This window comes from Neisseria gonorrhoeae (assembly GCF_013030075.1).
In the GTDB taxonomy this organism is placed as follows: Bacteria; Pseudomonadota; Gammaproteobacteria; order Burkholderiales; family Neisseriaceae; genus Neisseria; species Neisseria gonorrhoeae.
Window position 1 is genome coordinate 1307892 of sequence record NZ_AP023069.1, and the last position, 25619, is coordinate 1333510.

A 25619-nucleotide genomic window follows, 5' to 3' on the forward strand; every position below is an offset into this window, starting at 1 on the left:
TCTGAAGCAGACTAGTTCAAAGAACCGTTTTCCGCCCTGCCCCGTTCCGACTGCCGCGTTTCGGCTTCTTTGAGCAACTCGTCCTTCATCGCCTGATAACGGGTTTGAATTTTGGGGGCATAAGGCTTCATCAGCGGTTTGCTGTCCACCACGCCGCCGGGCAGAACGGCGGGAAACTGCGCCTGCGCCCATTTGACGATGCTGATTGCGGGACTGTTCATCAAGAGGCGCGATACGGGCGCGCGCCAGATGATTTGGTCGATGATGCCGTCGGGACGGTACGCGCTGTCTCCGAAGCCGTCGCCGTTCAAATCGAACGGGCTGTTGTCGCTCCAGTAGTTGCCGTGTCCGCCCTCGCTCCAGTCGAGAAAGCGCGTACTGACATATTTGACCTGGCTTCCGTTGTTGATAAAGGAATTGTCGTGCAGGGACGTGCCTTCGATGGCGGCGGTAAAGTGCATGCCGATTTGGCAGTTTTCAAAATGATTGGCGGACAGTTTATCGTAGTTGGCATTGTAGGCAAAAACGCACTTGCCCGCTTTGTTGATAATATTGTCGTGAATATCGGAATAGTTGACATAGTTGAGCATGATGCCCTAATCGCGGCTGCCGACGGCGATATTGTCGAACACTTTGAGCCGTTCGGAAAACATCAGCACATAGCCCATATTGTTGCCCACGGAAATATTGCCGCTGACTTCGCTGTCGTTGGTGTACATATAGTGGACGGCGAAACGCAGGTCGCTGAAGCGGTTGTTTTTATAGGTGTTGTGCGTGCTGGTATTGGAAAAAATGCCGTCCCGCCCTTTGGAAATGTCGTTGCCGACGACCTGCGCGCCGGGCGCGTTCCAAACGGTAACGCCATTGCCGCGCTCATTCACGCGCAAGGTCGCATCGCCGACGATTTTATTCTCGCGCACCATCGCATCGGCAGAACCATGAAGGTATACGCCGAACGAATTATCAAAAATATTGTTGTGTTCAACCAGGGGGCGCGGGGCGGCTTTTTCGAGATAAATACCGGCATCCATTGCTGGCAGGCTCATACCGGAACGGGTAACGGTCAGGTTGCGGAGCGTTACGTCCGGCGCGTGTACGGCTATGGTACGCCCGCTCTTGTCCCCTTCGATGGTTGCGGAACGGTCGGCAGGCCCTTCAATCGTAATCGGTTTGTCGATATAAAGTTTGGTTTGATATACGCCGGAAGCCAGTTTGATCGTATCGCCCGCCCGGGCGCGGGCAAAAATTTCGGCAAGGTTGTCTTGCGGGGAAACGTGGACGACGGCTGCCGATGCCGTCTGAAAAATGCTGCCGGCGGCAAGTATCAGCACGGCCTTCAGCCATATACGGAGCGCGGATGTGTGCATAGTGTCCCTCTGTTTCGTTCGGTATGGCCGAACAAAATAAAGCATCATTCAAATGTGCCTGTTTTTATAGCGAAACCGCCTGAAACGGTACGGCAAGCGGTTTGGCTATAAATGCCGTCTGAAGACCTGTTGCCTTCAGACGCCATTCTCCATATTCAGCCGTCGGGCCGCATTATTTGGGATGAACAATCATCTGACCGGACATTTCCATATGCAATGCGTGGCAGAACCATTGGCAGTAGTACCAGTGCACACCCGGGCGGACGGCTTTGAAGGTTACGGAAGAAGTGGCTTGCGGGCCGATTTCCATAGCGATGCCGCAGCCTTCCAAAGTGAAGCCGTGGGTCAGGTCCTCGATGGTTTCGACGTTGGTAACGTAAACGGTTACTTCGTCGCCTTGGTTCACTTCAAACTGCGGGATACTGTAAGCAGGCGCGACGGCCGTCATATACACGCGTACTTTGTTGCCTTCGCGTACGGCTTTGGCGGCTTTTTCCAGCTCGACACCGTCTTTTTTCGCCTGTTCCAAAGCATCCTGCTAGAACCACGGGTCTTTGCGGTCCCAAGTTTTGCCCGGGTTCAGTTTGGACGCGGCAACCAAACACAAGTCGTGCGGTTCGGCAAAAGTCGGGTTGTCGTGTACCAGACGCATTTCGTCGCCGGAGATGTCGATCAATTGGTCGCACTCGGGTTTCAAAGGACCGGCATTCAAGAAGCGGTCTTTGGAGAATTTGTTCAAGGACACCAGCCATTGACCGTCGGCTTCTTTGGTTTCGCCCATGGTCGTATGGTTGTGACCCGGTTGATAGTGAACGTCGAGTTTTTGTTTGATCGGATCGATTTTCTCGCCTTTGTAGGCTTTGATCGCATCGTCAATATTCCATTTCACCATTTGGCTGTCGATAAACAATGTCGTATAAGCATTGCCGCGACCGTCGAATGCAGTGTGTAACGGGCCGAGACCCAGTTGCGGTTCGGCTACGACCACATCGCGCTCTTTGATTTTGCCGGCGAACAAATCGTCCAGTTTGCTGACATCCAATACGGTAACGGTTGGAGGCAGTTTACCGTTGGGCATGATGTATTTACCGTCAGGGCTTGCGTTACAGCCGTGAGGAGAGTTCGGCACAGGGATATAACGCGTGTATTTGGATTTGGCCTCAGCGCGGCCGTCCAGCATTTTCACACCGTTAACTTCTTTGAAGTCGCCCGCTTTGATGCCTTCTTCGATGGCTTTCAGGTCGAAAACGACGCACCAGTCCTGCTCGTTGGAAGACGCACCTTGTACGGTCAGCGCGCGCTCGGAGTTGTAGCAGGTGGCAAAAGAATATTTGCCTTGATAGTCGGCATCGCCGTTGTCCAGGTTACCGTCAACCAATACTTGCCATGCGATCTCCATGGTTTCGCCGTCGATGGCGGTGTACACTGCATTCCAGGTTTTCGCATCATCCAGTTTGCCTACACCGCTGACAGGGGTAATGTGTTCGCCGTTGGCAAAAACATAACCGGTTTTCGGATAACGTTGCGGACGCAGACCGTGAATACCTGAATCATTAGGGATGTCGATGATTTTGTCGGCCTTCATCACATCCAAACGCACGCGGCAGACGCGGTTGTTTGCCTTGTCGTTGGCATAGGCATAGCGGCCGTCATAAGTTTGGTCGGTAAACGACAGGTGCGGGTGGTGCAAGTCGCCGTTGGGGTAGCAGCGCAGGCCGCCGTCTTTTAAGAATTTACGGGTTTCTTCGGTAATATTGCCGTTGAGGACTTTCAAGCTCTCATTGGTGCGTCCCCAACCGGTCGCGCTGTCCATATTGAACACGGGGATACGCATCAGTTCGCGCATAGAAGGCAGACCGATCAGGCGCATCTCGCCGGACTGGCCGCCGGAAAGGAAACCGTAATATTGATCGAGTTCGCCCGGACCGACTTCGGAAGACAGTTGGCCGGGTTTGGATTCCCCTTGCGCCTTGGCGACGGGAGCCGCGCCGGAAGCGTTAGCGGCAGCCTGTTCGCCGTCTTTAGAGCAACCCGCCAAACCCAACAGGCCCGCACCGGCAATACCTGCACCGGAAGCGGCGGCCGTACCTAAGAACGAACGACGGCTCAAGCCGTTTTGTTCTAATTTTTCGTCTGACATACAACACTCCTTGGATAAAATACGGCAAACCGGTTTTCGGACGGCAAGCCGATGGGAAAAAAATTTTATTATCCTTCCGGGGAAACCCTGCCTGCCTGACACTTTGGCTTCAGGCTTCCCCCGGATGCTTATTTTTCAGATTGCGCCGTTTCGGGTTTGACAAAACGGACGACCTGTTCCTGCGGCTGCTTAGAGACATTTTCCAATTCCCCTGATTTGGCAGCAGCCTGTTTTTGTTTTTTCTTATTTTCCGCCACAACTTGCGGACAGCGCGTATCGTGGTGGTACATCACTTGGCAGTGCAGGCACTGGATACATTCGTTCGGATGGATGTCGCCCTCGGGCGCGATTGCCTGAACGGGGCATTCGTGCGTACAGATTTGGCAGGGGTTGCCGCACATTTTGTAGCGGCGCAGCCAGTCGAACACGCGGAATCTGCCCGGCAGCGCGATGCCCGCACCCAAAGGACACAGATAACGGCAGAAGAAGCGTTCGATAAACAGCCCCGCAATCAAAAGTGCCACGGCAAAGGCGACAAACCACCAATCGCACATGAATTTCAAGATAATCGCAGTTTTGAACGGTTCGACTTCGGCAAATTTTTCCGCCGTACCCAAATCATACAGCGAAATTGCAAAAAAACCGAAGAAAATCAGGTATTTTATGACGTTCAAACGGGTATGCAGCATATGCGGCACGGTAATCTGTTTCACACCCAGTTTTTTGGCAATGCGGTTAGTCAATTCCTGTAATGAGCCGAACGGACACAACCAACCGCAAAACGTCCCCCTGTTCCACAGCAGCATGGTTGCAGCCGTGAACAGCCACAGGATGAACACAATCGGATCCATCAGGAAGAATTCCCAATGAAATTCGGTAAGGATGGCGGAAAACAGCGTCAGCGTATTGACGACCGAAAGCTGCGCCTGTGCATACCAGCCGATATAGAAGAGCGTAAAAGTTAGGAAAGCAAAGCGGAAGCGGTCGTACCATTTTTCGTAACGCACAATCCAATCTTGGAACAGGAATACCAAAAGCAGGATGGTCAGCGCAATGCCGACGACGACAATCTGCCCCTGTTTCGCTTTCCAAATCTGTTTCCATAATTGGTTGGATACACCGTTTTCAGCTGACGCATCTTCGGCAATGCCGTCTGAAGCGGTATCGGATGCTGCGGCAGGTACTGCTTCGACAGGCGCGCTGATTTCTACGGGCGGCGCTTTAGGATCATCGACGTAATAAGCTTGGGGCAGTTCGTAATCCAAATCGGCGGTAACGAAGGCTTTATCGTTCACACTCAATACGCGCTGAACCATCAATTACAGCCGCCACGGCTCCGCACCGTCAAACGCTACGCCTTCAGGGATGGTAAACCAAGAAACTTCTTTAAAACGCGGCGCATCGGCGGCAGACAGCTCGACGACGCGTTCGTGTTGGGCATCGGTAAAACGGAAGCTGTTCTCCCCCTGAATCATCTCGATACGGTCGAAAATACCGCCGCGCACATAGCCCGAACCTTTCCAAGAATAACGGCCCTCTCCGGCAACCAAAACCGCCTGCTGCCCGGGTTTCAGCCGTTTTTGCAGATGCGCCCAGCCGTCCTTACCCAGCAGGCTTTTACCGATGGAAGGCTGGCTGACCAAGGCAACATACAAATCAATAAAGGTATCGTCAGGATCGCCCTGTTCGGCGTGATCGGCCACGCCGGCCTTGCCGCCTTTCTCAAACAGTTTGTTGATTTGATCGAGCGTGATATGCAGATGGCCGACGGCCTTTTGTTTCAAAAGTTCGTCCCAAGACAAAATATCCTGCTTGTCGGGATTTGCCATACGGCGCGGACGGGTTTCTGACGCAGGCGCGGCTTCCCGAACATCGGAAGCGGATGCCGTCTGAAGGGCCTTGTCCGAACCCAGACGGTATTGGTTGGCAATGACCTTGTACGAACGCTGGATGCTGTCGTTAACCACCATCAGTGTAACAGTCGCACCGCTGATGATGTCGCCCGGCGCCACGCCCGGGGTCGGCGGATTTTTAATAAAATTCAGACCGATATATTTGTCGATGAACTTATCGACACGCGATTGCGGGATACCGATCAGCATAATCGGTTCGTGATGATCGACCAGTTTCGCCCCGGCTATCGTGCCGTCGTTTGCCAAAGCCATCAGCGTATCGATCGGTTTGCTCGAATAACCGCGCGTATTGACCGCATCGGTCGTGATATAAACCAAACCGAGCTGCTCATCGCCTTTGTAAACGCGGGCAACCATAGGCTTGCCTTCCGGCTTGCCGTAACGATCCGCACCCGGAAAAATTTCCGAAGGCTGTATTTTCGCCAGAAAATCAGGCAGACGCTCCGCATAAGCGGGCAGTGCCGCCGTCAAAAAGACAAAGGCGGTAAAAAACGCCGTTATCCGCGCCCGAAACGCAGACATACGCCGGATTGAAAAACAGGACATAGCTATCCCCGATATACCGATACTCTTTAATATTGATATTATATGAATCATCTATCGGCGATTTTTGATGCAAATCAAATTTACAAATCTTAAAACCAATCCGCATATAGGATAATACTTTGTAATTACATCGATATAATGTGGGATTTCACGATGTTGTCAGGCGGCACAAAAATATGCCGTCTGAAACCCCTTCAGACGGCATCCTTTTCCGGCGCACCGTTATTTGTCCAAATGATAAATCTGCGCGACGGCATGAACCAAATCTTTATCTTCTTCCCCCGCCTTATTCAAGGTTTGAGTTGGCGAATGCAGCAGCTTGTTGGTCAGTTGGACGGACAGCCGTTCCAAAACCTCTTCCGCCGTTGCGCCTTTGGCAAGCTGTTTCATCGCATTTTCCAACACCTGCTTGCGCGCTTTCTCGCCCTCGTCCCGCAAGGCCTTAATCAGCGGAACGCTCTGCCTGCCCTGCTGCTGCCTGACAAATTCGGCAACCTTTTCGGACACCAGCGTTTCGGCGGCGGCGGCGGCCTTCTGCCTTGCCTCCTTGCCGCTTTGGACGATGTTGACCATATCGTCCACCGTATAAAGATACGCATCGTTCAAATCGCCGACTTCCGCTTCAATATCGCGCGGCACGGCCAAGTCAAGCATGAACAACGGCATACTCTGACGCTGTTTCAATGCGCGTTCGACCATGCCTTTGCCGACTATCGGAAGCTGGCTCGCCGTTGAAGAAACCACCACGTCGTAATCGTGCAGAATGGCAGGCAGATCGGACAGCAGGCACGGTTCCGCGTTAACACCGAGCTTGTCGCACAACTCCTGTGCACGCGCCAGCGTCCGGTTGGCAACCGTCATCAGCCGGGGATTTTTGGCGGCAAAATAAGTGGCAACCAGCTCAATCATTTCGCCTGCGCCGATAAACAATACGTTCAAATCGCCGATGTCGGGAAAAATCTGTTCCGCCAACTTGACGGACGCGGAAGCCATCGAAACCGAATTTTCGCCGACAGCGGTATCGGTACGGACTTCTTTAGCAACGGAAAAGGTTTTTTGGAACAGGGCATTGAGTTTTGCCCCCATACTTTCCTGTTCTTGAGCCGCACGCACCGCATCTTTAATCTGCCCCAAAATCTGCGGCTCGCCCAAAACCATCGAATCCAAGCCGCAGGCAACGCGGAAGGCGTGGCGCACGGTTTCCTGCATATCCAGCGTGTACAGATACGGACGGATTTCTTCAATCGGCAAACTGTGGTAATCGGCAAGCCATCGGATGATTTCTTCCGAATCGCCGACGCAGTAAAGCTCGGTGCGGTTGCAGGTAGAAAGGATTACCGCCTCCGTTGCCGCATTGCTTCGGGCAAGATTGCGGACGGCTTCTGGCAGGGCGGCGGCGGCAAACGCCAGCTTTTCCCGTATGCTTAAAGGTGCGGTTTGATGATTGAGTCCGACAGCGGTAAGTTGCATGAAAAAATCGGTGAAGATGGATATAGACCGTTATTATAGCCTAACTGCATCCTTAAAACACGGACAAAAAAACTGCACCTCCGACCGCAGAAATGCCGTCTGAAGGTGCAGTTTCCGTTTGTCCGACGGTTGCCGTCGGACAAACGGGCGGTTTAATCCACTTCGCCCGCGTATTGTTCGGCAGTCAGCAGACCGTCGTAATCGGCAGGATTGGCAGGTTTGATTTTGAAGAACCAGCCTGCGCCGTAAGGGTCGCTGTTGGCGGTTTCCGGCGCGCCTGGCAAGTCATCGTTGACGGCAACGACTTCGCCCGCAATCGGCGCATACACGTCGGATGCGGCTTTTACAGACTCAACCACACCGGACTGTTCTTCGGCGGCGAGGTTCGCACCGACTTCGGGCAGCTCGACAAACACGATGTCGCCCAACAGCTCTTGCGCGTGATGGGTAATACCGACGGTAATGGTACCGTCTTCTTCAAGGCGCAGCCATTCATGGCTGGCAACGTATTTCAGTTCTGTTGGGATGTTGTTGCTCATGGTTTGATTCTCCATTGGTAGGGGGTTATTTTCAGACGGCATCTGCACAACTTAGCGTACGCAGATACCTCGTGCGATTAATTCTTCCAAGCGTCCGTAATGGACGGCAATCATATTGTTTTTATCTTGTTCCAATTCTTGCTTTTGGGCGGAAGGCAGTTTAGAGGATGCAGAATAATCCAAATATGCTTCGTTTATCTTGCGCTTATTACTTGCCATTACGCCGCTTGCACGGAATACAACGATTTCTTGTTTGGGCCTCATATTGTCTGCAACGGCAACCTTCAGGCCTTTGCTGCGGTAATCTGCACAAATGCCTGTAACAGCCGATACTTTATCCACTTCAACTGTGCCCGCATAACGGCTGAACGCAATTAGGGTAAATGATTTCGCTTGCGACAATGCTTCCAGGTCGGAAGCACGGCTTCTACCCTTATTATCTTGCACGGCAATACTCAAATCATCATTCATGCGGACAATATCAAGAGCATATTCCCCGTCTATCACCACCTCGCCGGCAATCTTTCCATTGCCGCCAACGATTTTCATAAATATTGCAGTATGGGATTTTCCTTCTGTATCGAAAAACATCAATCCGCGCTCGCCGGCGACGAAGCGCAAGCCGATAACATCAATAACAACAATAAACTGCCAAAATTTGCTTTCATAGGAAATAACAATTCCTTAAAACCTGCTTTCAGACGGCTTAATTCAAACAAATGCCGTCTGAACCGATATTAATCAAACTGTTTTTGACCGCTGCGGACGAACGGCAGCTTCAGTACGCGCACGTCCGCTTCTTTGCCGCGAATCAGGACTTTGGCGGTATCGCCGTCAAAATCTTTCGGTACGCGGGCGATGGCGATAGATTGTTTCAGGCTGGGCGAGAATACGCCGCTGGTGGTTTCGCCTTTTCCTTTGTCGGTCAACACTTCCATATGCGCGCGCAGGATGCCGCCTTTTTCGAGCAGCAAACCGACTTGTTTGACGGCAACGCCTTTTTCTTTCAATGCCAACAAGGCGGCTTTACCGACAAAATCGCGGCTTTCGTCTTTCAAATCAACCGTCCGGCCCATGCCTGCTTCGAGCGGGCTGGTGTCGTCGTCCATATCGTTGCCGTAGAGGTTCATACCGGCTTCCATGCGCAGGGTGTCGCGCGCGCCGAGGCCGCAAGGCTGTACGCCTGCTGTTTGCAGGGCTTTGAAGAATGCGACGGCTTCGGTATCCGGCAGAATCACTTCGACGCCGTCTTCGCCGGTGTAGCCTGTACGGGCGACAAACCAGTCGTTGCCCAAATCCGCGCCTTGGAACGGTTTGAGGCCGTGAATCACATCCGCCCATTCGGGTTTGACGGTCAGGAGTTTTTCAATGGCTTTAGGACCTTGTACGGCAAGCATACCGAGGTCGTAGCGCGGATTGAAGGCAACGCCGAACTCTTGTCCGACTTTGTGGAATTGTGCCGTGTCTTTTTCACGGGTCGCACCGTTGGACACGATGCGGTATTGGGTTTCGGCCTCGTTGGTGCGGTAAACGATCAAGTCGTCAATCACGCCGCCGTTGTCGTTGAGCAAAGCGGAATAAAGGGCTTTGCCGACAAAAGCGAGTTTGGCAACGTCGTTGGCAATCAATTTGCGGAAAAAGGCTTTGGCGTTCGCTCCGACGACGTCGGTAACGAGCATATGGGATACGTCAAACATACCGGCGTCGGTGCGCACGGCTTCGTGTTCGGCGATTTGCGAACCATAATGGATGGGCAGTTCCCAGCCGGCAAAATCTACCGGCTTCGCGCCTGCATCTTGATGGGCTTGATGAAACGGGGTGGTTTTCAGAGCAGTCATTCTCAAGTTTCTCCGGATTTTTTGTTCAGATGCCGCCCGCGCACCTGTGCGCGGATGACCCTATCTGTCCTTGAACCTGAGATTTTCGACCGTATCCGCATGATGGCAAACCAGTCTGCTCACTGCTTTGCGCGGTTGTCTGAATGGTGGTTCAGACGGCCTTCTCCCCTTCGGTGGACGTTATTCTAACGCCGCTCTCCAGATTGTTTGTTTCAATGTGCAGTCCCTGATACCTGAGCGATTTAAGGGTGTCTGCGCCTTCGGCGGCTACGCGTAATCGGGTGTAGCTCTCTCCTGCACATTTCCCGATTATGTCTTGAATCGGCGGTTTGGGCAAGCCGTCTTAAAGAGATGCAAACCGACCGCCTCTGTTTTCACATGATTTTCCGAAAACAAAATTTGTCCCGGATGACGGTATAACTTTTTATATGTTAATATGGTCTCCATCTATGCGGATTGCCGCAAACATACGGACAGACAATCCGAATTCCTTAAAACGGAACGCAAATATGCCCCAACTCACTTTAGACAAAACCGATATTAAAATCTTACAGGTCCTCCAGGAAAACGGCAGGCTGACCAATGTCGAACTGTCCGAACGTGTCGCACTTTCGCCTTCTCCGTGCCTGCGCCGTCTGAAGCAGTTGGAAGATGCCGGCATCGTCCGCCAATATGCCGCGCTGCTGTCTCCGGAATCCGTCAACTTAGGTCTTCAGGCATTTATCCGCGTTTCCATCCGCAAAGCAAAAGACGCGCGGGAAGATTTTGCCGCATCGGTTCGAAAATGGCCGGAAGTCTTGAGCTGCTTCGCCCTAACCGGCGAGACCGACTACCTGCTTCAGGCATTTTTTACCGATATGAACGCGTTTTCCCATTTTGTTTTGGATACGCTTTTATCCCACCACGGCGTACAGGATGCGCAATCGAGCTTTGTTTTAAAAGAAATCAAACACACCACCTCCCTGCCGCTCAACCACCTGCTGAAGGAATAGTGCCCTTCCCGATTTTCCCGCACGTGCACTCTGCAAACACATTTACATGACAATAATGAATATCGATACTTCCGAAAATAAAGATGCTGTTGCCGAACACACCGGACAATGGTTGGAAAAAGCCGTCATCGGTCTGAACCTGTGTCCCTTTGCCAAAGCCCCCCACGTTAAAAACCTTGTCCGCATCGCGATCAGCGAAGCCAAACACCTTGACGGTTTTTTGGAAGACTTGGACGAAGAACTGCAGCGACTGGGCAATACACCCGCCACCGAACTGGAAACCACCCTGCTGGTTCACCCGACCCTATTCCCCGATTTCGACGTATTCAACGATATGCTCGACATTGCCGATGCCGCCGTTGTCGAAAACGGCTTGGAAGGCATCGTCCAAATCGCCCCGTTTCATCCCTATTTCCAATTTGAAGGCACGGATTCAGACGGCATCGGCAACTACACCAACCGTTCTCCCTATCCGACGCTGCACCTCATCCGCGAAGACAGCATTGCCAAAGCCGCACAAGCCTTTCCCGACGCTTCGGCAATATTCGAACGCAATATCGCCCTGCTGGAAAAAATGGGACATGAAGGCTGGGCAAAACTCGGTATCACATCCTGCCCTTATCCGCACAATAAGAAAAATATTTCAAAATGATCCGTTATCTTTTAATTGCCTGCGGCGGCATCTCCCTGCTGCTGGGGATCATCGGCATTTTTTTGCCGCTGTTGCCGACCACGCCGTTCGTACTACTCTCCGCCGCCTGCTGGGCAAAGGCATCCCCGCGCTTTCACCGCTGGCTGCACCGGCACCGCTATTTCGGCCCGATGGTTCATAACTGGGAACAAAACGGCGCAGTGCCGCGCAAAGCCAAGATTTTCGCCATCAGCATGATGACCGCATCCTGCCTGATGATGTTTTGGCAGTTTCCCCAACGCTGGTGGGTCGGGGCGGTTTCATCGGTTTTTTGTTCCCTTGTCGCCATATGGATGTGGCGCAGACCCGAATCTTGAATGCCGTCTGAAAGGGATAAGGGCAAACAAACGGGTGGGGCAAACCTGTTTCATTGCAAATATATGTTAAAATAAATTTATTTTTCGTTTTCGACAGATTATTTATTAAAGACATATATTTATTTGTTTTAAATAAAATTATTTATCAAAAAGAACATATATTCCCAAGCACGGCAATCCGCCTTCCCGCCGCCTTCCGGTTTGGGAAACTGGTTTATCCTGATTATTTACTTTACAATCAATCGGAAAACTTTTTTCAAAAACAAACAGGCAGCACAGTCCGCCTATGTCCGGGCGGCACGAAGCCTGTATCACTCCCGCGCGCCGCGCAAGGCAGTGCTTGAATCGAGGAAACACGATGCGCCACCTACCCCTGTTTTCACTAATGCTTTTCCCGGCATCGGTTTACGCCGCAGATTCGGACGGCGCAAACCTAAACCTGCTGTGGGGCTTGCCCTTTGCCCTGATTTTGCTGTCTATCGCATTGGGTCCCTTGTTTTTTTCGCATACCTGGCATCACCATTACGGCAAAATCACCGCCTTTTGGACATTGCTCTTCCTCATCCCGTTCAGTTTGGTTTTTGGCGCGTCCGCCGGTATCCATACCGTCGCACACGCACTCGTTGAAGAATATATCCCCTTCATCCTGCTGCTGCTTGCCCTGTACACCATTTCAGGCGGCATTTTGGTTTGGGGCGACTTGAACGGCACACCCAAGCTCAACACCGCCCTGCTTGCCGTCGGTACGGCACTTGCCTCTATCATGGGAACGACCGGCGCGGCAATGCTGATGATTCGTCCGCTGCTGAAAGCCAACCAAGACCGTACCCGCCGCGTGCACATCGTCATCTTCTTCATTTTCCTGGTTGCAAACATCGGCGGCGGCCTGACCCCTTTGGGCGACCCCCCACTCTTCCTCGGCTTCCTCAAAGGCGTAGATTTCATGTGGACGGTCAAACATATGTTCGCCCCCGTCCTGATTAGCACCGCTGTCCTGTTGACCGCCTTCTATTTCATCGACAACCGTTTCTTCAAACAGGAAAGCATTGCACAAGATACGCCGGCACAACAGGAAAAACCCGAAAAAATCGCCATCTTCGGCAAATGGAACTTCCTCCTGCTTTCGGGCGTGGTCGGCGCGGTTCTAATGTCCGGCCTTTGGAAACCCGAACACCCGGGATTTGAAATCCTCGGCAGCCGTTACGCCCTGCAAAACCTTGTCCGCGATGTCATCCTGATTACATTGACCGCCGTATCTATGGCAATCACGCCCAAACAAGTCCGCGCAGGCAACGAATTCAACTTTGAACCCATCGCCGAAGTGGGCAAACTCTTCCTCGGCATCTTCATCACCATCTTCCCCGTCCTGAGCATTCTGAAAGCAGGCGAGGCAGGCGCGCTGGGCGGGGTGGTATCGCTGGTTCACGATACGGCAGGTCATCCGATTAATACGATGTATTTCTGGATGAGCGGCATATTGTCGGCATTCTTGGATAACGCGCCCACTTATCTCGTGTTTTTCAATATGGCGGGCGGCGATGCCCAAGCCTTAATGACGGGTCCCCTGTTTCATTCGCTGCTGGCGGTTTCTATGGGTTCGGTATTCATGGGCGCACTGACCTACATCGGCAACGCACCGAACTTCATGGTCAAGGCCATTGCCGAACAGCGCGGCGTACCGATGCCGACTTTCTTCGGCTATATGATGTGGTCGGTCACCTTCCTGACACCCGTCTTCATCGTACATACCCTCGTCTTTTTCGTTTTCAAACTACTGTAAACGCTATGCCGTCTGAACATTCAGACGGCATTTTAAATTCCGGCATAATCAAAGGGGCTGTACTAGATTATCCCTAAATTCCACACCGATCCCGCAGGATTTTTAGCTGCCGGGACGGTGTGCCGAAGTTAAGTCGAAATTCGCATTCCCTCAACAACGGCGGGAAAGGTTTACGATCGATTCCGTTGTATTTTCGCAAGGCGCGTTTTGCCTGATTCCAAAAGTTCCCAATGCCGTTAATGTGGTTCCGACGGTCTGCAAATTCCTTGGAACGGTTGATGCGGCAACGGGTAAAACCGCCCGCGTCCGACTTGCCGCGGCTGCCCGGGCTATCGGCATAAACAATACCGTCCGGCATGATTTTCTTTTTGACGGCAGGGAGCAACGTTTCAGGCTCGGCATCGTCCTCGGCAACGGTATAGGCCCGCCCGTTGCGTTTCGGAATGCCGAAGACAACCGCTTTTCCTGCCGCGCCGCGACCGCGTCTGCCTTTACGCCGTCCGCCGAAACAGCTTGCGCCCGGCCCGGCGGGGCCCTCGAAAACCTCATCGGCAGCCAAGGCCAAACGATGGTTGGTAACCGTGCGGATTTTACGGTAAAACAGTGCCGCCGAATCGGGATGGATACCCAAAATATCGGCGGCAGAACGGGCGGTAACTTCCGGTACAAAAGAACGGAGCGGTTCTTTTTGTACTTCTTTCTTTAATTTGCAGTGTGTTATCTTCATATTTCGAGGGTAACATATCTGCTAATCTGGTACAGACCCTTATCAAATCAATATCCCCCTTCCGACAATTAAAAACGGCTTCCGCAAGGAAAAAAGCGGCAAATCTGACAAACAGGTACAATTCCTGATAAAATCTAACACTTTGCTACATTAATTTATTCAATGCTTTTGATGCCACGCGACACGGTATCAAAAACACGCCGTTTTTACCTTAACCATCACAAGTAATGCAAATCTATGATTAAAATCAAAAAAGGTCTAAATCTGCCCATCGCGGGCAGACCGGAGCAAGTCATTTATGACGGCCCGGCCATTACCGAAGTCGCGTTGCTTGGCGAAGAATATGTCGGCATGCGCCCCTCGATGAAAATCAAGGAAGGTGAAGCCGTCAAAAAAGGCCAAGTGCTGTTTGAAGACAAAAAGAATCCGGGCGTAGTATTTACTGCGCCGGCTTCAGGCAAAATCGCCGCTATTCACCGTGGCGAAAAGCGCGTACTTCAGTCAGTCGTGATTGCCGTTGAAGGCAACGACGAAATCGAGTTCGAACGCTACGTACCTGAAGCGCTGGCAAAATTGAGCAGCGAAGAAGTGCGCCGCAACCTGATTCAATCAGGCTTATGGACTGCGCTTCGCACCCGTCCGTTCAGCAAAATCCCTGCCGTAGATGCCGAGCCGTTCGCCATCTTCGTCAATGCGATGGACACCAATCCGCTGGCTGCCGACCCTACGGTCATCATCAAAGAAGCCGCCGAAGACTTCAAACGCGGCCTGTTGGTATTGAGCCGCCTGACCGAACGTAAAATCCATGTGTGTAAAGCAGCAGGCGCAGACGTGCCGTCTGAAAATGCTGCCAATATCGAAACACATGAATTTGGCGGCCCGCATCCTGCCGGCTTGAGTGGCACGCACATTCATTTCATCGAGCCAGTCGGCGCGAATAAAACCGTGTGGACCATCAATTATCAAGACGTGATTGCTATCGGACGTTTGTTCGTAACAGGCCGTCTGAATACCGAGCGCGTGGTTGCCTTGGGCGGCCTGCAAGTCAACAAACCGCGCCTCTTGCGTACCGTTTTGGGTGCGAAGGTGTCTCAACTTACCGCCGGCGAATTGGTTGACGCGGACAACCGCGTGATTTCCGGTTCGGTATTGAACGGTGCGATTGCACAAGGCGCGCATGATTATTTGGGACGCTACCACAATCAGATTTCCGTTATCGAAGAAGGCCGCGGCAAAGAGCTGTTCGGCTGGGTTGCGCCGCAGCCGGACAAATACTCCATCACGCGCACCACTCTCGGCCATTTCCTAAAAAACAAACTCTTCAAGTTCACGACAGCCGTCAACGGCGGCGACCGCGCCATGGTACCGATCGGCACTTATGAGCGCGTAATGCCGTTGGACATCCTGCCTACCTTGCTTTTGCGCGATTTAATCGTCGGCGATACCGACAGCGCGCAGGCTTTGGGTTGCTTGGAATTGGACGAAGAAGACCTCGCTTTGTGCAGCTTCGTCTGCCCGGGCAAATACGAATACGGCCCGCTGTTGCGCAAAGTGCTGGAAACCATTGAGAAGGAAGGCTGATTATGGGCTTAAAACATTTTCTGGAAAAAATCGAACCGCACTTCCTGCCGGGCGGCAAACATGAAAAATGGTATGCCCTCTATGAAGCTGCGGCGACGATTTTCTATACATCCGGCGCGGTAACGCGCAAAGCGGCGCACGTCCGCGACGCGCTCGACTCCAAACGCATGATGATTTTGGTGTGGCTGGCTTTGTTCCCCGCCATGTTTTACGGCATGTACAACGTCGGCGCACAGGCATTCGGTGCCTTAACGCCCGATTTGCTGCAACAAAGCATCGCCAACGACTGGCATTACGCCCTTGCCAACGCTTTGGGCATCAATATGTCGCCTGAAGCGGGCGTGTTGGGCAAAATGCTGTTCGGCGCGATTTACTTCCTGCCGATTTACGCGACCGTATTTATTGTGGGCGGCTTCTGGGAAGTCTTGTTCGCATCCGTACGCAAACACGAAATCAACGAAGGTTTCTTCGTTACTTCGATTCTGTTTGCCTTAATCGTTCCGCCCACGCTGCCGCTGTGGCAGGCGGCTTTGGGTATTTCTTTCGGCGTTGTGGTTGCGAAAGAAGTATTCGGCGGTACAGGTAAAAACTTCATGAACCCTGCGCTGGCAGGCCGCGCCTTCCTGTTCTTCGCCTACCCCGCCAACTTGAGCGGCGATGCGGTTTGGACGGCGGTTGACGGCTATTCCGGCGCAACCGCGCTGGCGCAATGGGCGGCACACGGTGCAGACGGCCTGAAAAACGCCGTAACCGGTCAAACCATCACTTGGATGGACGCATTTATCGGCAAACTGCCCGGCTCCATCGGCGAAGTCTCCACTTTGGCACTCTTAATCGGCGGCGCGTTTATCGTGTTTGCCCGCATCGCTTCTTGGCGCATTATTGCCGGCGTGATGATCGGTATGATTGCGATGTCTTCGCTGTTTAACTTCATCGGTTCTGACACCAACGCTATGTTTGCTATGCCTTGGTACTGGCACTTGGTGGTCGGCGGCTTCGCCATCGGTATGCTGTTTATGGCGACCGACCCCGTTTCCGCTTCCTTTACCAATGTCGGCAAATGGTGGTACGGCGCGCTTATCGGCGTAATGTGCGTGTTAATCCGCGTGGCCAATCCGGCTTACCCCGAAGGCATGATGTTGGCGATTCTGTTTGCCAACCTGTTTGCCCCGATTTTCGACTATTTCGTCGCACAAGCGAACATCAAACGCAGAAAGGCGCGCAGCAATGGCTAAGAAATTCGATAAAGACAGCTTCAGCGGCACGCTGATTGTCGTGTTGGCGGTCAGCCTGATTTGCTCGGTCATCGTTGCCGGTGCGGTCGTCGGCTTGAAACCCATCCAAGAAAAACAAAAACTCCAAGACAAACAAGGCTATATTTTGAGCGTGGCCGGTTTGATGGATAAGGACACCGACATCGGTAAAACCTTTGCCGAGCGTATCGAGCAACGCGTGGTCGATTTGGCGACCGGCGAATATGTGAAAGACGCGCCGAAAGACTTCAGCGCGCGCATCGCAGGCAAAGACCCCGCGCAAAGCATCCGCATCAAACCTGAAGACGATTTGGCAGGCATCAAAAGCCGCGCCAAATACACCGAGGTTTATTTGGTAAAAGGCGAAGACGGCAAAATCGGGCAAATCATCCTGCCGATGCACGGCAACGGTTTGTGGTCGGTGATGTACGGCTTCGTCGCCATCCGACCCGACGGCAACACCATCAACGGCATTACCTACTACGAACAAGGCGAAACCCCGGGCTTGGGCGGCGAAATCGGCAATCCTTTGTGGCAGCAAAAATTCGTCGGCAAAAAATTGTTTGACGGACAAGGCAAACTCGCCCTGCACGTGGGCAAAGGCGCGGGTTCGGACAAAGAACACGGCGTAGACGCCCTCTCCGGCGCGTCGCTGACTTCCAAAGGCGTGCAAGGTTCGTTCGCCTACTGGTTCGGCGAAAACGGCTATATCCCCTACCTGAACAAATTGAAATCAGCAGGAGTGCAATAATGGCTGATATGAAACGCTTGAAACATTTGATGTTCTCACCCTTTATCGACAACAACCCGATTGCCTTGCAGGTTTTGGGTATTTGTTCGGCTTTGGCGGTTACCACCAAACTTCAGACGGCCATCGTAATGGGTATTTCCGTAGCTTTGGTAACCGGTTTTTCCAGCTTCTTCATTTCGCTGGTGCGCAACTACATCCCCAACAGCATCCGCATCATCGTGCAAATGGCGATTATCGCGTCGCTGGTTACGCTGGTCGACCAACTGCTTCAGGCATTTGCCTACGAATTGTCCAAGCAGCTTTCCGTATTCGTCGGCCTGATTATTACCAACTGTATAGTGATGGGCCGTGCCGAAGCATTTGCGATGAAAGAGCCGCCGCTGGAAAGCCTGATCGACGGCATCGGCAACGGTGCGGGCTACGGGATGATGCTGCTTGTCGTCGCCACCGTCCGCGAACTGATCGGCTCAGGCAAACTTTTAGGTTATACCGTCTTTCAAACCGTACAGGACGGCGGCTGGTATCAGACCAACGGCCTCTTCCTACTCGCCCCCAGCGCGTTCTTCATCATCGGCTTTTTGATTTGGGGACTGCGTACTTGGAAACCCGAACAGGCGGAGGAATAAGCTATGGAACACTATTTGAGCCTCTTCATCAAATCCGTCTTCATTGAAAATATGGCGCTATCCTTCTTTTTGGGTATGTGTACGTTTTTGGCGGTATCCAAAAAAGTATCCACCGCATTCGGTTTGGGTGTGGCGGTAATTTTCGTACTCGGGCTGTCCGTCCCCGCCAACCAATTGGTTTACTCGCTGCTCAAAGACGGCGCGATTGTCGAAGGCGTGGATTTGACCTTTTTGAAATTCATCACCTTTATCGGCGTGATTGCCGCTTTGGTGCAGATTTTGGAAATGTTCTTGGACAAATTCGTCCCCGCCCTCTATAACGCGCTGGGCATCTACCTGCCTCTGATTACCGTAAACTGCGCGATTTTCGGCGCCGTATCGTTTATGGCGCAACGCGAATACGACTTCGGCGAGTCCGTCGTGTACGGCTTCGGCGCGGGTTTGGGCTGGATGTTGGCGATTGTCGCTTTGGCGGGCATTACCGAAAAAATGAAATATTCGGACGCTCCCAAAGGCCTCAAAGGCTTGGGCATTACCTTTATCGCCGCCGGCCTGATGGCAATGGCGTTTATGTCGTTCTCCGGCATCCAGTTATAAGAAAGGGACCGGTATGGAGATTATTTTAGGTATCGTGATGTTTACCGTCATCGTCTTAGCTTTGGCACTGATGATTCTGTTTGCCAAATCCAAGTTGGTCAGCGAAGGCGACATCACCATCAAAGTCAATGATGAAAAAGAACTGACTATGCCCGCCGGCGGCAAACTCTTGGGCGCGCTTGCCAGCCAAGGCATCTTTGTCCCCTCCGCCTGCGGTGGCGGCGGTTCGTGCGGACAATGCCGCGTTGTCGTGAAAAGCGGCGGCGGCGACATTCTGCCGACCGAGCTGTCCCACATCAGCAAACGCGAAGCACGCGAAGGCTGCCGTTTGTCCTGCCAAGTCAATGTCAAAACCGACATGGACATCGAAGTACCCGAAGAAGTGTTCGGCGTGAAAAAATGGGAATGCACCGTCATTTCCAACGACAACAAAGCAACGTTCATTAAAGAACTCAAGCTTGCCATTCCCGAAGGCGAAGAAGTTCCTTTCCGCGCCGGCGGCTACATTCAAATCGAAGCCCCGCCGCACACCGTTGCCTACAAAGACTTCGACATTCCCAAGGAATATCACGAAGACTGGGACAAATACAATCTGTGGCAATACGTTTCCAAAGTGGACGAGCCGATTTTGCGCGCCTACTCTATGGCTTCGTATCCTGAAGAAAAAGGCATCATTATGCTGAACGTGCGTATCGCCACGCCTCCCCCGCGCGTACCCGATGCGCCTCCGGGACAAATGTCGTCCTACATCTGGTCGCTCAAACCCGGCGACAAAGTTACGATTTCCGGCCCGTTCGGCGAATTTTTCGCCAAAGACACCGATGCCGAAATGGTATTTATCGGCGGCGGTGCGGGTATGGCCCCGATGCGTTCCCACATTTTCGACCAGTTGAAACGTTTGCACTCCAAACGCAAAATCACCTTCTGGTACGGCGCACGCTCCAAACGCGAAATGTTCTATGTCGAAGACTTCGACCAACTCGCGGCAGAATTCCCGAACTTCACTTGGCACGTCGCCCTGTCCGACCCATTGCCTGAAGACAACTGGGACGGCTACACGGGCTTCATCCACAACGTGGTTTACGAAAACCACCTGAAAAACCACGAAGCACCGGAAGACTGCGAATTTTATATGTGCGGCCCGCCGATTATGAACCAGTCCGTCATCAAAATGCTCAAAGACTTGGGCGTGGAAGACGAAAACATCCTCTTGGACGATTTCGGCGGTTAAATATTCGGCTTCAAACACAAAAGGAAGAAACCCCGGTTTCTTCCTTTTTTATCCGATGCCGTCCGAACACCCTTCAGACGGCATCCGCCCATACCCGTATCAATATCGTTTTTTTACCCTGCGGCGGATGTGCGGCTAAATATTTTGACGAAAAAACAAAGAAGTATACTTCTTTTTAGTTATGGTTGATTCCATAACTAAAAAAGTATCGATCAACCCATTTTACGAGGTACGGATAATGTCTGACAGCTTTGAAAACAGCCCCGAATACGATGATTGGATTGAATCGGGCGGTCGTGATGAAGATTACGAATACTACTACAACAAATGGCAACGCAGGACGCGCTGACCATTAAACCCTGACAAACCGGTTTGTAAAACACCGGTTTGTTTTTTATTACCGCCACCCAAACGACGGGCGATGCCGCCCGAACGCCCTTCAAACGGCATCGGCATAGAAACATACCGGCCGTTTTGCGATATAATTCAAGCCATTTGCCAAAACCGTCAAACACTATGCCGTCTGAAACACGCCTGCCGAACCTTATCCGCGCCTTGATATTTGCCCTGGGTTTCATCTTCCTGAACGCCTGTTCGGAACAAACCGCGCAAACCGTTACCCTGCAAGGCGAAACGATGGGTACGACCTATACCGTCAAATACCTTTCAAATAATCGGGACAAACTCCCCTCCCCTGCCAAAATACAAAAGCGCATTGATGATGCGCTTAAAGAAGTCAACCGGCAGATGTCCACCTACCAGACCGATTCCGAAATCAGCCGGTTCAACCAACACACAGCCGGCAAGCCCCTCCGCATTTCAAGCGATTTCGCACACGTTACCGCCGAAGCCGTCCGCCTGAACCGCCTGACTCACGGCGCACTGGACGTAACCGTCGGCCCTTTGGTCAACCTTTGGGGGTTCGGCCCCGACAAATCCGTTACCCGTGAACCGTCGCCGGAACAAATCAAACAGGCGGCATCTTATACGGGCATAGACAAAATCATTTTGCAACAAGGCAAAGATTACGCTTCCTTGAGCAAAACCCACCCCAAAGCCTATTTGGATTTATCTTCGATTGCCAAAGGCTTCGGCGTTGATAAAGTTGCGGGCGAACTGGAAAAATACGGCATTCAAAATTATCTGGTCGAAATCGGCGGCGAGTTGCACGGCAAAGGCAAAAATGCGCACGGCGAACCGTGGCGCATCGGTATAGAGCAACCCAATATCATCCAAGGCGGCAATACGCAGATTATCGTCCCGCTGAACAACCGTTCGCTTGCCACTTCCGGCGATTACCGTATTTTCCACGTCGATAAAAACGGCAAACGCCTCTCCCACATCATCAATCCCAACAACAAACGACCCATCAGCCACAACCTCGCCTCCATCAGCGTGGTCTCAGACAGTGCAATGACGGCGGACGGTTTATCCACAGGATTATTTGTTTTAGGCGAAACCGAAGCCTTAAGGCTGGCAGAACAAGAAAAACTCGCTGTTTTCCTAATTGTCCGGGATAAGGACGGCTACCGCACCGCCATGTCTTCCGAATTTGCCAAGCTGCTCCGCTAAACATACAAACCGATTAGGAAACACCATGAAAACCCTGCTCCTCACCTTCGGCATCTTCCTGACCGTCATCATCGGTATGGCGGTCGGCTATATTTTCTCCAAACGCACCATCAAAGGCAGTTGCGGCGGCATTACCGCTTTAGGTATGAAAAAAATGTGCGACTGCGACACACCTTGCGACACCCTGCAAAAAAAGCTGGATGAAGAAAAACAGGCAGGCGGCATACGGGTTGACCGTTAACGCCGAAACAAAATGCCGCCTGAAGCCCGGCCGGCGGGTTCAGACGGCATTGCCGCTTTACTTCGATCGGTTTATACGCAAAACGCGCTTCAGGAAATAAATCAGATTATTCCCCAGACGCCTTCAGGCTTCCTTCTGTGCCACCGTAACCATAGCCGGGCGCAACACACGGTCGGACAGGGTATAACCCTTCTTCATCACACCAACCACGGTATTGGGTTCCTGCTCACTGGCCACCGCCTGCATCGCCTGATGGATATTCGGATCGAGCTTATCGCCCGCTTTAGGATTGATTTCCTTGATTTGCGTGGCATCAAACGCCTTCTGCAACTCATTCAAAGTCATCTGCACGCCCATTTTCAGCGCATCGAAATTACCGCTCTGATCCAAAAGCGCCATTTCCAGATAATCCTTGACCGGCAACATTTCCACGGCAAACTTCTGTCCGGCGAACTTGTGCGTATCGGCAATTTCCTGCTGGTGGCGGCGGCGCAGGTTTTGCTCGTTTGCCAAAGCGCGCAGTTGTTCGTCTTTCAACTGCGCTTCCAACTCGGCAATCCGCGCCTGCAAATCCTCATAAGCCGGCTCGGCGGCAGCCTGTTCCTGTACACCGTCCGCATTTCCTACTGTCTCGACGGTTTCCACCGCCTCCACATTTTCAACCGCTTCTTCACTGTTTTGCTGCTGTGTCTGTTCGCTCATATCGTATCCCTCAAAACAAATTGGAAATCAAAATCCGGTTATTACCCGAGCAAGATAAGGACATTTTCAAGAAACTTCAAGCAAAGGCAGGAAATTTCACATCCGCCGCCGAATACCCTACCGCAAAAACCATATAAACGGTAAGATACCGCCGACCTTATGCTTTTCAGACGGCATCCATTATGAAAAAAAACCATTTGAACACAACCGGTTTCGACCTCTGGCACACCATCCGCGAAGAAACCGCGGCCGCTGCCGCCGCCGAACCGATGCTGGCAAGTTTTTTGCACCAAACCGTGTTGCGCCACGAGTCCCTCGGCTCCGTCCTTGCCTACCACCTTTCCAGCAAACTCGGCAGCCCGATTATGGACGTGCGCGCGCTGTTTGAAATTTACCAGCAGGCATTGGGCAGCGACACCCAAATCAGCAAATGTGTCGAAGCAGACTTAAAAGCCATCTACGAACGCGATCCCGCCTGCGACGAATATTCGCTGCCGCTTTTATATTTCAAAGGCTTCCACGCGATTCAGGCACACCGCATCAACCACCGGCTGTATCTCGACGGACGCAAAACGCTGGCGTATTTCCTACAAAACCGTATGTCCGAAGTATTCGGCGTGGACATCCATCCCGCCGCCCGTTTAGGATACGGGCTGATGCTCGACCACGCCACCGGCTTTGTTGCCGGAGAAACCGCCGTGTTGGGCAACAATATTTCGATTTTGCACGGCGTAACGCTCGGCGGTTCGGGCAAAGAAGGCGGCGACCGCCACCCCAAAATCGGCGACGGCGTGATGATCGGCGCAAACGCCTCGATATTGGGCAATATCCGCATCGGCAGCAATGCCAAAATCGGCGCGGGCAGCGTCGTGGTTTCAGACGTGCCGCCGTCCATCACGGTTGTCGGCGTACCCGCCAAACCCGTGGCGCGATCGCTCAAAACCCCGTCGGCGGATATGGATCAAAATATCCAGTTTGCCGAAATCGACTTTATGATTTGAATATCCGCACCAATGCCGTCTGAAACGCCAAACGGGCTTCAGACGGCATTGCCCGCTTCAAGCCTGCGCCTTAATATGCCGCCGATGCCGGCACTTATCAGTCGGACAAAATGCCTTTTATTCGATACGCCCGATTCCCACGCAACCGGAAATAACCGGTTTCCTTGTAAACGGGCGGAGTCGGGCAATGATTCGGACAAAGCCTATTTCAAAAGCAAAATCAGCAGCAAAACAACCGCTATCGCTGCCAGCCACAGGCTTTGCCGCTGCTGCACTTTGACCAAATGGATATAGGCATCGCGCATTTCCTGCCGGCGCGCCTCATCGACCAAGGCATTGATTTTGCGCGGCAGGGAAGGGATGATTTGCGCCCAGTCTGGGGCTTCGTTTTTGAGGTTGCGCCAAAGGGCTTTGGGACCGACCTGCCCGTTCATCCATTTTACCAAAAACGGTTTGGCGGTTTTCCACAAGTCCAAATCGGGATCGAGTTGGCGGCCCAAGCCTTCGATGTTGAGCAGCGTTTTTTGCAGCAATACCAGCTGCGGCTGGATTTCGACATTGAAGCGGCGGCTGACTTCAAACAGGCGCATCAGTACCAAGCCGAAGGAAATCTGCGAAATCGGTTTGTTGAACACAGGCTCGCACACGGCGCGAACCGCCGCTTCCAACTCTTCCGCACGCGTGTCGGCAGGCACCCAGCCCGATTCGACGTGGGCGGTGGCGACACGTCGGTAATCGCGGTTGAAAAAGGCGAGGAAATTGATGGCGAGATAGCGTTTGTCGTAATCGGTCAGCGTACCGACGATGCCGAAATCAAGGGCGATATAGCGGTTGTCGGCGGCAACCAAAATATTGCCGGGGTGCATATCCGCGTGGAAAAAGCCGTCGCGGAAAACTTGCGTGAAAAAGATTTCCACGCCGTAATCGGCAAGTTTGTGCAAATCGATGCCGTCTGCTTTGAGTTTGGCGATGTCGGAAACCGGCGTGCCGTCCATCCATTCAATCGTCAGCACGTCGCTTGTGCAGTAGTCGTAAAACACCTTGGGCACAATCAGCATATTGCTGTTTTGGAAATTGCGCCCGAGTTGTCCTGCATTGGCGGCTTCGCGCATCAAATCCAATTCGTCGTGCAGGTATTTGTCGAACTCCGCCACCACTTCGCGCGGCTTCAGACGCTTGCCGTCTGAAAACAAGCGTTCGACCCAAGCCGCGCCGAAACGCATCAGCGACAAGTCTTGTTCGATAAGGGGCAAGAGGTTGGGGCGCAAAACTTTGACCGCCACTCGTTCGCCCGAATGCAGGCGGGCTTTGTGTACTTGGGCGATGGACGCGCTGGCGACGGGCTCGGTTTCAAATTCCGCATACAGCTTTTCGATGGGCTGACCCAGCGATTTTTCGATTTGTTCACGCGAAAGCCGCGCGTCAAAAGGCGGCACTTTGTCTTGCAGCTTTGCCAGTTCGACGGCGTAATCGTGCGGAATCAAATCGGGGCGTGTGGACAAAACCTGCCCGAACTTGATGAAAATCGGCCCCAGGCTTTCCAAGGCAAGGCGCAGACGGACGGCAGGCGGTTCGTTTTTCAATTTGGACGACTGCGGCATCATTTTCAGCAGAGCGCATATCCAACCGCTACCCATCAGCGAAACGCACAGACCTGCCAGCCGATAGCGGTAAAAAGTCCCGACAATGACCGTCAGGCGTTTCAACCATTTCATATATAAAATCCCGAATACAGCATTTATCG

The 25619-nt window shown here is 52.6% G+C and carries 20 protein-coding genes, 4 pseudogenes and 1 riboswitch; of the genes and pseudogenes, 13 read left to right on the forward strand and 11 right to left on the reverse strand.

All coding sequences use genetic code 11. From position 1 onward, the window contains the following. Nucleotides 1-11: 11 nt before the first annotated feature. The 8 genes and pseudogenes from nosD to gcvT form a co-directional block, all read right to left on the reverse strand. Nucleotides 12-1046 (reverse strand): annotated as a pseudogene (gene nosD / locus HT085_RS06885) (nitrous oxide reductase family maturation protein NosD). Between the two features lie 53 nt (nucleotides 1047-1099). Further along, a pseudogene (locus tag HT085_RS12195) lies at nucleotides 1100-1243 on the reverse strand (NosR); the annotation flags it as partial. Between the two features lie 296 nt (nucleotides 1244-1539). Continuing rightward, a pseudogene (nosZ, locus tag HT085_RS06890) lies at nucleotides 1540-3507 on the reverse strand (TAT-dependent nitrous-oxide reductase). Between the two features lie 128 nt (nucleotides 3508-3635). Then, nucleotides 3636-5942 (reverse strand): annotated as a pseudogene (locus tag HT085_RS06895) (4Fe-4S binding protein). Between the two features lie 246 nt (nucleotides 5943-6188). Next, a complete protein-coding gene (gene hemA, locus HT085_RS06900) occupies nucleotides 6189-7436 on the reverse strand; it encodes a glutamyl-tRNA reductase (protein WP_003689254.1) in 1248 nt (415 codons plus the stop codon). 152 nt (nucleotides 7437-7588) lie between these two features. Further along, entirely contained in the window at nucleotides 7589-7975 is a 387-nt protein-coding gene (gene gcvH, locus HT085_RS06905) for a glycine cleavage system protein GcvH (protein WP_003695621.1), read from the reverse strand. A 51-nt stretch (nucleotides 7976-8026) separates the two neighbouring features. After that, nucleotides 8027-8566: a hypothetical protein gene (locus tag HT085_RS06910; protein ID WP_003689258.1), complete on the reverse strand. Its 540-nt coding sequence runs from the start codon at nucleotides 8564-8566 to the stop codon at nucleotides 8027-8029. A gap of 146 nt (nucleotides 8567-8712) precedes the next feature. Then, a complete protein-coding gene (gene gcvT, locus HT085_RS06915; protein ID WP_003693701.1) occupies nucleotides 8713-9813 on the reverse strand; it encodes a glycine cleavage system aminomethyltransferase GcvT in 1101 nt (366 codons plus the stop codon). 210 nt (nucleotides 9814-10023) lie between these two features. Continuing rightward, nucleotides 10024-10120: riboswitch (glycine riboswitch) on the reverse strand. Nucleotides 10121-10322: 202 nt separating this feature from the next. Here gcvT and HT085_RS06920 point away from each other — a divergent pair. The 4 genes from HT085_RS06920 (at nucleotide 10323) to HT085_RS06935 (ending at nucleotide 13593) form a co-directional block, all read left to right on the forward strand. Further along, nucleotides 10323-10805: an Lrp/AsnC family transcriptional regulator gene (locus HT085_RS06920; RefSeq protein WP_002221359.1), complete on the forward strand. Its 483-nt coding sequence runs from the start codon at nucleotides 10323-10325 to the stop codon at nucleotides 10803-10805. 46 nt (nucleotides 10806-10851) lie between these two features. Beyond that, nucleotides 10852-11457 carry a DUF1415 domain-containing protein gene (locus HT085_RS06925; protein ID WP_003693700.1) on the forward strand — a complete coding sequence of 202 codons (606 nt, stop codon included), beginning with the start codon at nucleotides 10852-10854 and terminating at the stop codon, nucleotides 11455-11457. Then, complete coding sequence (locus HT085_RS06930) at nucleotides 11454-11813, forward strand: YbaN family protein (protein ID WP_003689264.1); 360 nt, start codon at nucleotides 11454-11456, stop codon at nucleotides 11811-11813. The genes HT085_RS06925 and HT085_RS06930 overlap by 4 nt, the downstream gene beginning before the upstream one ends. Nucleotides 11814-12171: 358 nt before the next feature. After that, nucleotides 12172-13593: a sodium:proton antiporter gene (locus HT085_RS06935; RefSeq protein ID WP_172763941.1), complete on the forward strand. Its 1422-nt coding sequence runs from the start codon at nucleotides 12172-12174 to the stop codon at nucleotides 13591-13593. A gap of 73 nt (nucleotides 13594-13666) precedes the next feature. On the opposite strand, the gene HT085_RS06940 is transcribed toward HT085_RS06935, so the two are convergent. Beyond that, nucleotides 13667-14320 (reverse strand): IS1595 family transposase, encoded by a 654-nt coding sequence (locus tag HT085_RS06940; protein WP_172763942.1) that lies wholly within the window; start codon nucleotides 14318-14320, stop codon nucleotides 13667-13669. A 237-nt stretch (nucleotides 14321-14557) separates the two neighbouring features. Between HT085_RS06940 and HT085_RS06945 the strand changes: the two genes are divergently transcribed. From HT085_RS06945 to nqrM, 8 genes are all read left to right on the forward strand, one after another. Further along, the gene (locus HT085_RS06945; protein ID WP_012503818.1) at nucleotides 14558-15901 is read left to right on the forward strand and encodes a Na(+)-translocating NADH-quinone reductase subunit A; all 1344 of its coding nucleotides are present in this window, start codon (nucleotides 14558-14560) and stop codon (nucleotides 15899-15901) included. Nucleotides 15902-15903: 2 nt separating this feature from the next. After that, entirely contained in the window at nucleotides 15904-17136 is a 1233-nt protein-coding gene (locus HT085_RS06950) for an NADH:ubiquinone reductase (Na(+)-transporting) subunit B (RefSeq protein WP_003689269.1), read from the forward strand. Next, nucleotides 17129-17905 (forward strand): Na(+)-translocating NADH-quinone reductase subunit C, encoded by a 777-nt coding sequence (locus tag HT085_RS06955; protein WP_003689271.1) that lies wholly within the window; start codon nucleotides 17129-17131, stop codon nucleotides 17903-17905. Before HT085_RS06950 ends, HT085_RS06955 begins: the two co-directional genes overlap by 8 nt. Next, nucleotides 17905-18531: an NADH:ubiquinone reductase (Na(+)-transporting) subunit D gene (locus HT085_RS06960; RefSeq protein WP_002214361.1), complete on the forward strand. Its 627-nt coding sequence runs from the start codon at nucleotides 17905-17907 to the stop codon at nucleotides 18529-18531. The genes HT085_RS06955 and HT085_RS06960 overlap by 1 nt, the downstream gene beginning before the upstream one ends. A gap of 3 nt (nucleotides 18532-18534) precedes the next feature. After that, complete coding sequence (nqrE, locus tag HT085_RS06965) at nucleotides 18535-19128, forward strand: NADH:ubiquinone reductase (Na(+)-transporting) subunit E (RefSeq protein WP_003689273.1); 594 nt, start codon at nucleotides 18535-18537, stop codon at nucleotides 19126-19128. Nucleotides 19129-19141: 13 nt separating this feature from the next. Further along, nucleotides 19142-20359 carry an NADH:ubiquinone reductase (Na(+)-transporting) subunit F gene (nqrF, locus tag HT085_RS06970; protein ID WP_003693696.1) on the forward strand — a complete coding sequence of 406 codons (1218 nt, stop codon included), beginning with the start codon at nucleotides 19142-19144 and terminating at the stop codon, nucleotides 20357-20359. 516 nt (nucleotides 20360-20875) lie between these two features. Continuing rightward, nucleotides 20876-21931 carry an FAD:protein FMN transferase gene (locus HT085_RS06975; protein WP_003693694.1) on the forward strand — a complete coding sequence of 352 codons (1056 nt, stop codon included), beginning with the start codon at nucleotides 20876-20878 and terminating at the stop codon, nucleotides 21929-21931. A 25-nt stretch (nucleotides 21932-21956) separates the two neighbouring features. Beyond that, nucleotides 21957-22172 carry a (Na+)-NQR maturation NqrM gene (gene nqrM, locus HT085_RS06980; RefSeq protein ID WP_002214367.1) on the forward strand — a complete coding sequence of 72 codons (216 nt, stop codon included), beginning with the start codon at nucleotides 21957-21959 and terminating at the stop codon, nucleotides 22170-22172. A 123-nt stretch (nucleotides 22173-22295) separates the two neighbouring features. Here nqrM and grpE read toward each other — a convergent pair whose 3' ends face one another. Further along, on the reverse strand, nucleotides 22296-22874 hold the full coding sequence (grpE, locus tag HT085_RS06985) for a nucleotide exchange factor GrpE (RefSeq protein ID WP_002214370.1): 579 nt from the start codon (nucleotides 22872-22874) through the stop codon (nucleotides 22296-22298). Nucleotides 22875-23056: 182 nt separating this feature from the next. Between grpE and cysE the strand changes: the two genes are divergently transcribed. Next, nucleotides 23057-23875: a serine O-acetyltransferase gene (gene cysE / locus HT085_RS06990; protein ID WP_003689278.1), complete on the forward strand. Its 819-nt coding sequence runs from the start codon at nucleotides 23057-23059 to the stop codon at nucleotides 23873-23875. Nucleotides 23876-24078: 203 nt separating this feature from the next. Here cysE and ubiB read toward each other — a convergent pair whose 3' ends face one another. Further along, complete coding sequence (gene ubiB, locus HT085_RS06995) at nucleotides 24079-25590, reverse strand: ubiquinone biosynthesis regulatory protein kinase UbiB (protein WP_003689279.1); 1512 nt, start codon at nucleotides 25588-25590, stop codon at nucleotides 24079-24081. Nucleotides 25591-25619: the final 29 nt, after the last annotated feature.

What these genes read in the sequence shown, in the direction of transcription:
- hemA (WP_003689254.1), bottom strand. Translation starts at nt 7,436, where the DNA reads ATGCAACTTACCGCTGTCGGACTCAATCATCAAACCGCACCTTTAAGC.
- gcvH (WP_003695621.1), bottom strand. Translation starts at nt 7,975, where the DNA reads ATGAGCAACAACATCCCAACAGAACTGAAATACGTTGCCAGCCATGAA.
- HT085_RS06910 (WP_003689258.1), bottom strand. Translation starts at nt 8,566, where the DNA reads ATGTTTTTCGATACAGAAGGAAAATCCCATACTGCAATATTTATGAAA.
- gcvT (WP_003693701.1), bottom strand. Translation starts at nt 9,813, where the DNA reads ATGACTGCTCTGAAAACCACCCCGTTTCATCAAGCCCATCAAGATGCA.
- HT085_RS06920 (WP_002221359.1), top strand. Translation starts at nt 10,323, where the DNA reads ATGCCCCAACTCACTTTAGACAAAACCGATATTAAAATCTTACAGGTC.
- HT085_RS06925 (WP_003693700.1), top strand. Translation starts at nt 10,852, where the DNA reads ATGACAATAATGAATATCGATACTTCCGAAAATAAAGATGCTGTTGCC.
- HT085_RS06930 (WP_003689264.1), top strand. Translation starts at nt 11,454, where the DNA reads ATGATCCGTTATCTTTTAATTGCCTGCGGCGGCATCTCCCTGCTGCTG.
- HT085_RS06935 (WP_172763941.1), top strand. Translation starts at nt 12,172, where the DNA reads ATGCGCCACCTACCCCTGTTTTCACTAATGCTTTTCCCGGCATCGGTT.
- HT085_RS06940 (WP_172763942.1), bottom strand. Translation starts at nt 14,320, where the DNA reads ATGAAGATAACACACTGCAAATTAAAGAAAGAAGTACAAAAAGAACCG.
- HT085_RS06945 (WP_012503818.1), top strand. Translation starts at nt 14,558, where the DNA reads ATGATTAAAATCAAAAAAGGTCTAAATCTGCCCATCGCGGGCAGACCG.
- HT085_RS06950 (WP_003689269.1), top strand. Translation starts at nt 15,904, where the DNA reads ATGGGCTTAAAACATTTTCTGGAAAAAATCGAACCGCACTTCCTGCCG.
- HT085_RS06955 (WP_003689271.1), top strand. Translation starts at nt 17,129, where the DNA reads ATGGCTAAGAAATTCGATAAAGACAGCTTCAGCGGCACGCTGATTGTC.
- HT085_RS06960 (WP_002214361.1), top strand. Translation starts at nt 17,905, where the DNA reads ATGGCTGATATGAAACGCTTGAAACATTTGATGTTCTCACCCTTTATC.
- nqrE (WP_003689273.1), top strand. Translation starts at nt 18,535, where the DNA reads ATGGAACACTATTTGAGCCTCTTCATCAAATCCGTCTTCATTGAAAAT.
- nqrF (WP_003693696.1), top strand. Translation starts at nt 19,142, where the DNA reads ATGGAGATTATTTTAGGTATCGTGATGTTTACCGTCATCGTCTTAGCT.
- HT085_RS06975 (WP_003693694.1), top strand. Translation starts at nt 20,876, where the DNA reads ATGCCGTCTGAAACACGCCTGCCGAACCTTATCCGCGCCTTGATATTT.
- nqrM (WP_002214367.1), top strand. Translation starts at nt 21,957, where the DNA reads ATGAAAACCCTGCTCCTCACCTTCGGCATCTTCCTGACCGTCATCATC.
- grpE (WP_002214370.1), bottom strand. Translation starts at nt 22,874, where the DNA reads ATGAGCGAACAGACACAGCAGCAAAACAGTGAAGAAGCGGTTGAAAAT.
- cysE (WP_003689278.1), top strand. Translation starts at nt 23,057, where the DNA reads ATGAAAAAAAACCATTTGAACACAACCGGTTTCGACCTCTGGCACACC.
- ubiB (WP_003689279.1), bottom strand. Translation starts at nt 25,590, where the DNA reads ATGAAATGGTTGAAACGCCTGACGGTCATTGTCGGGACTTTTTACCGC.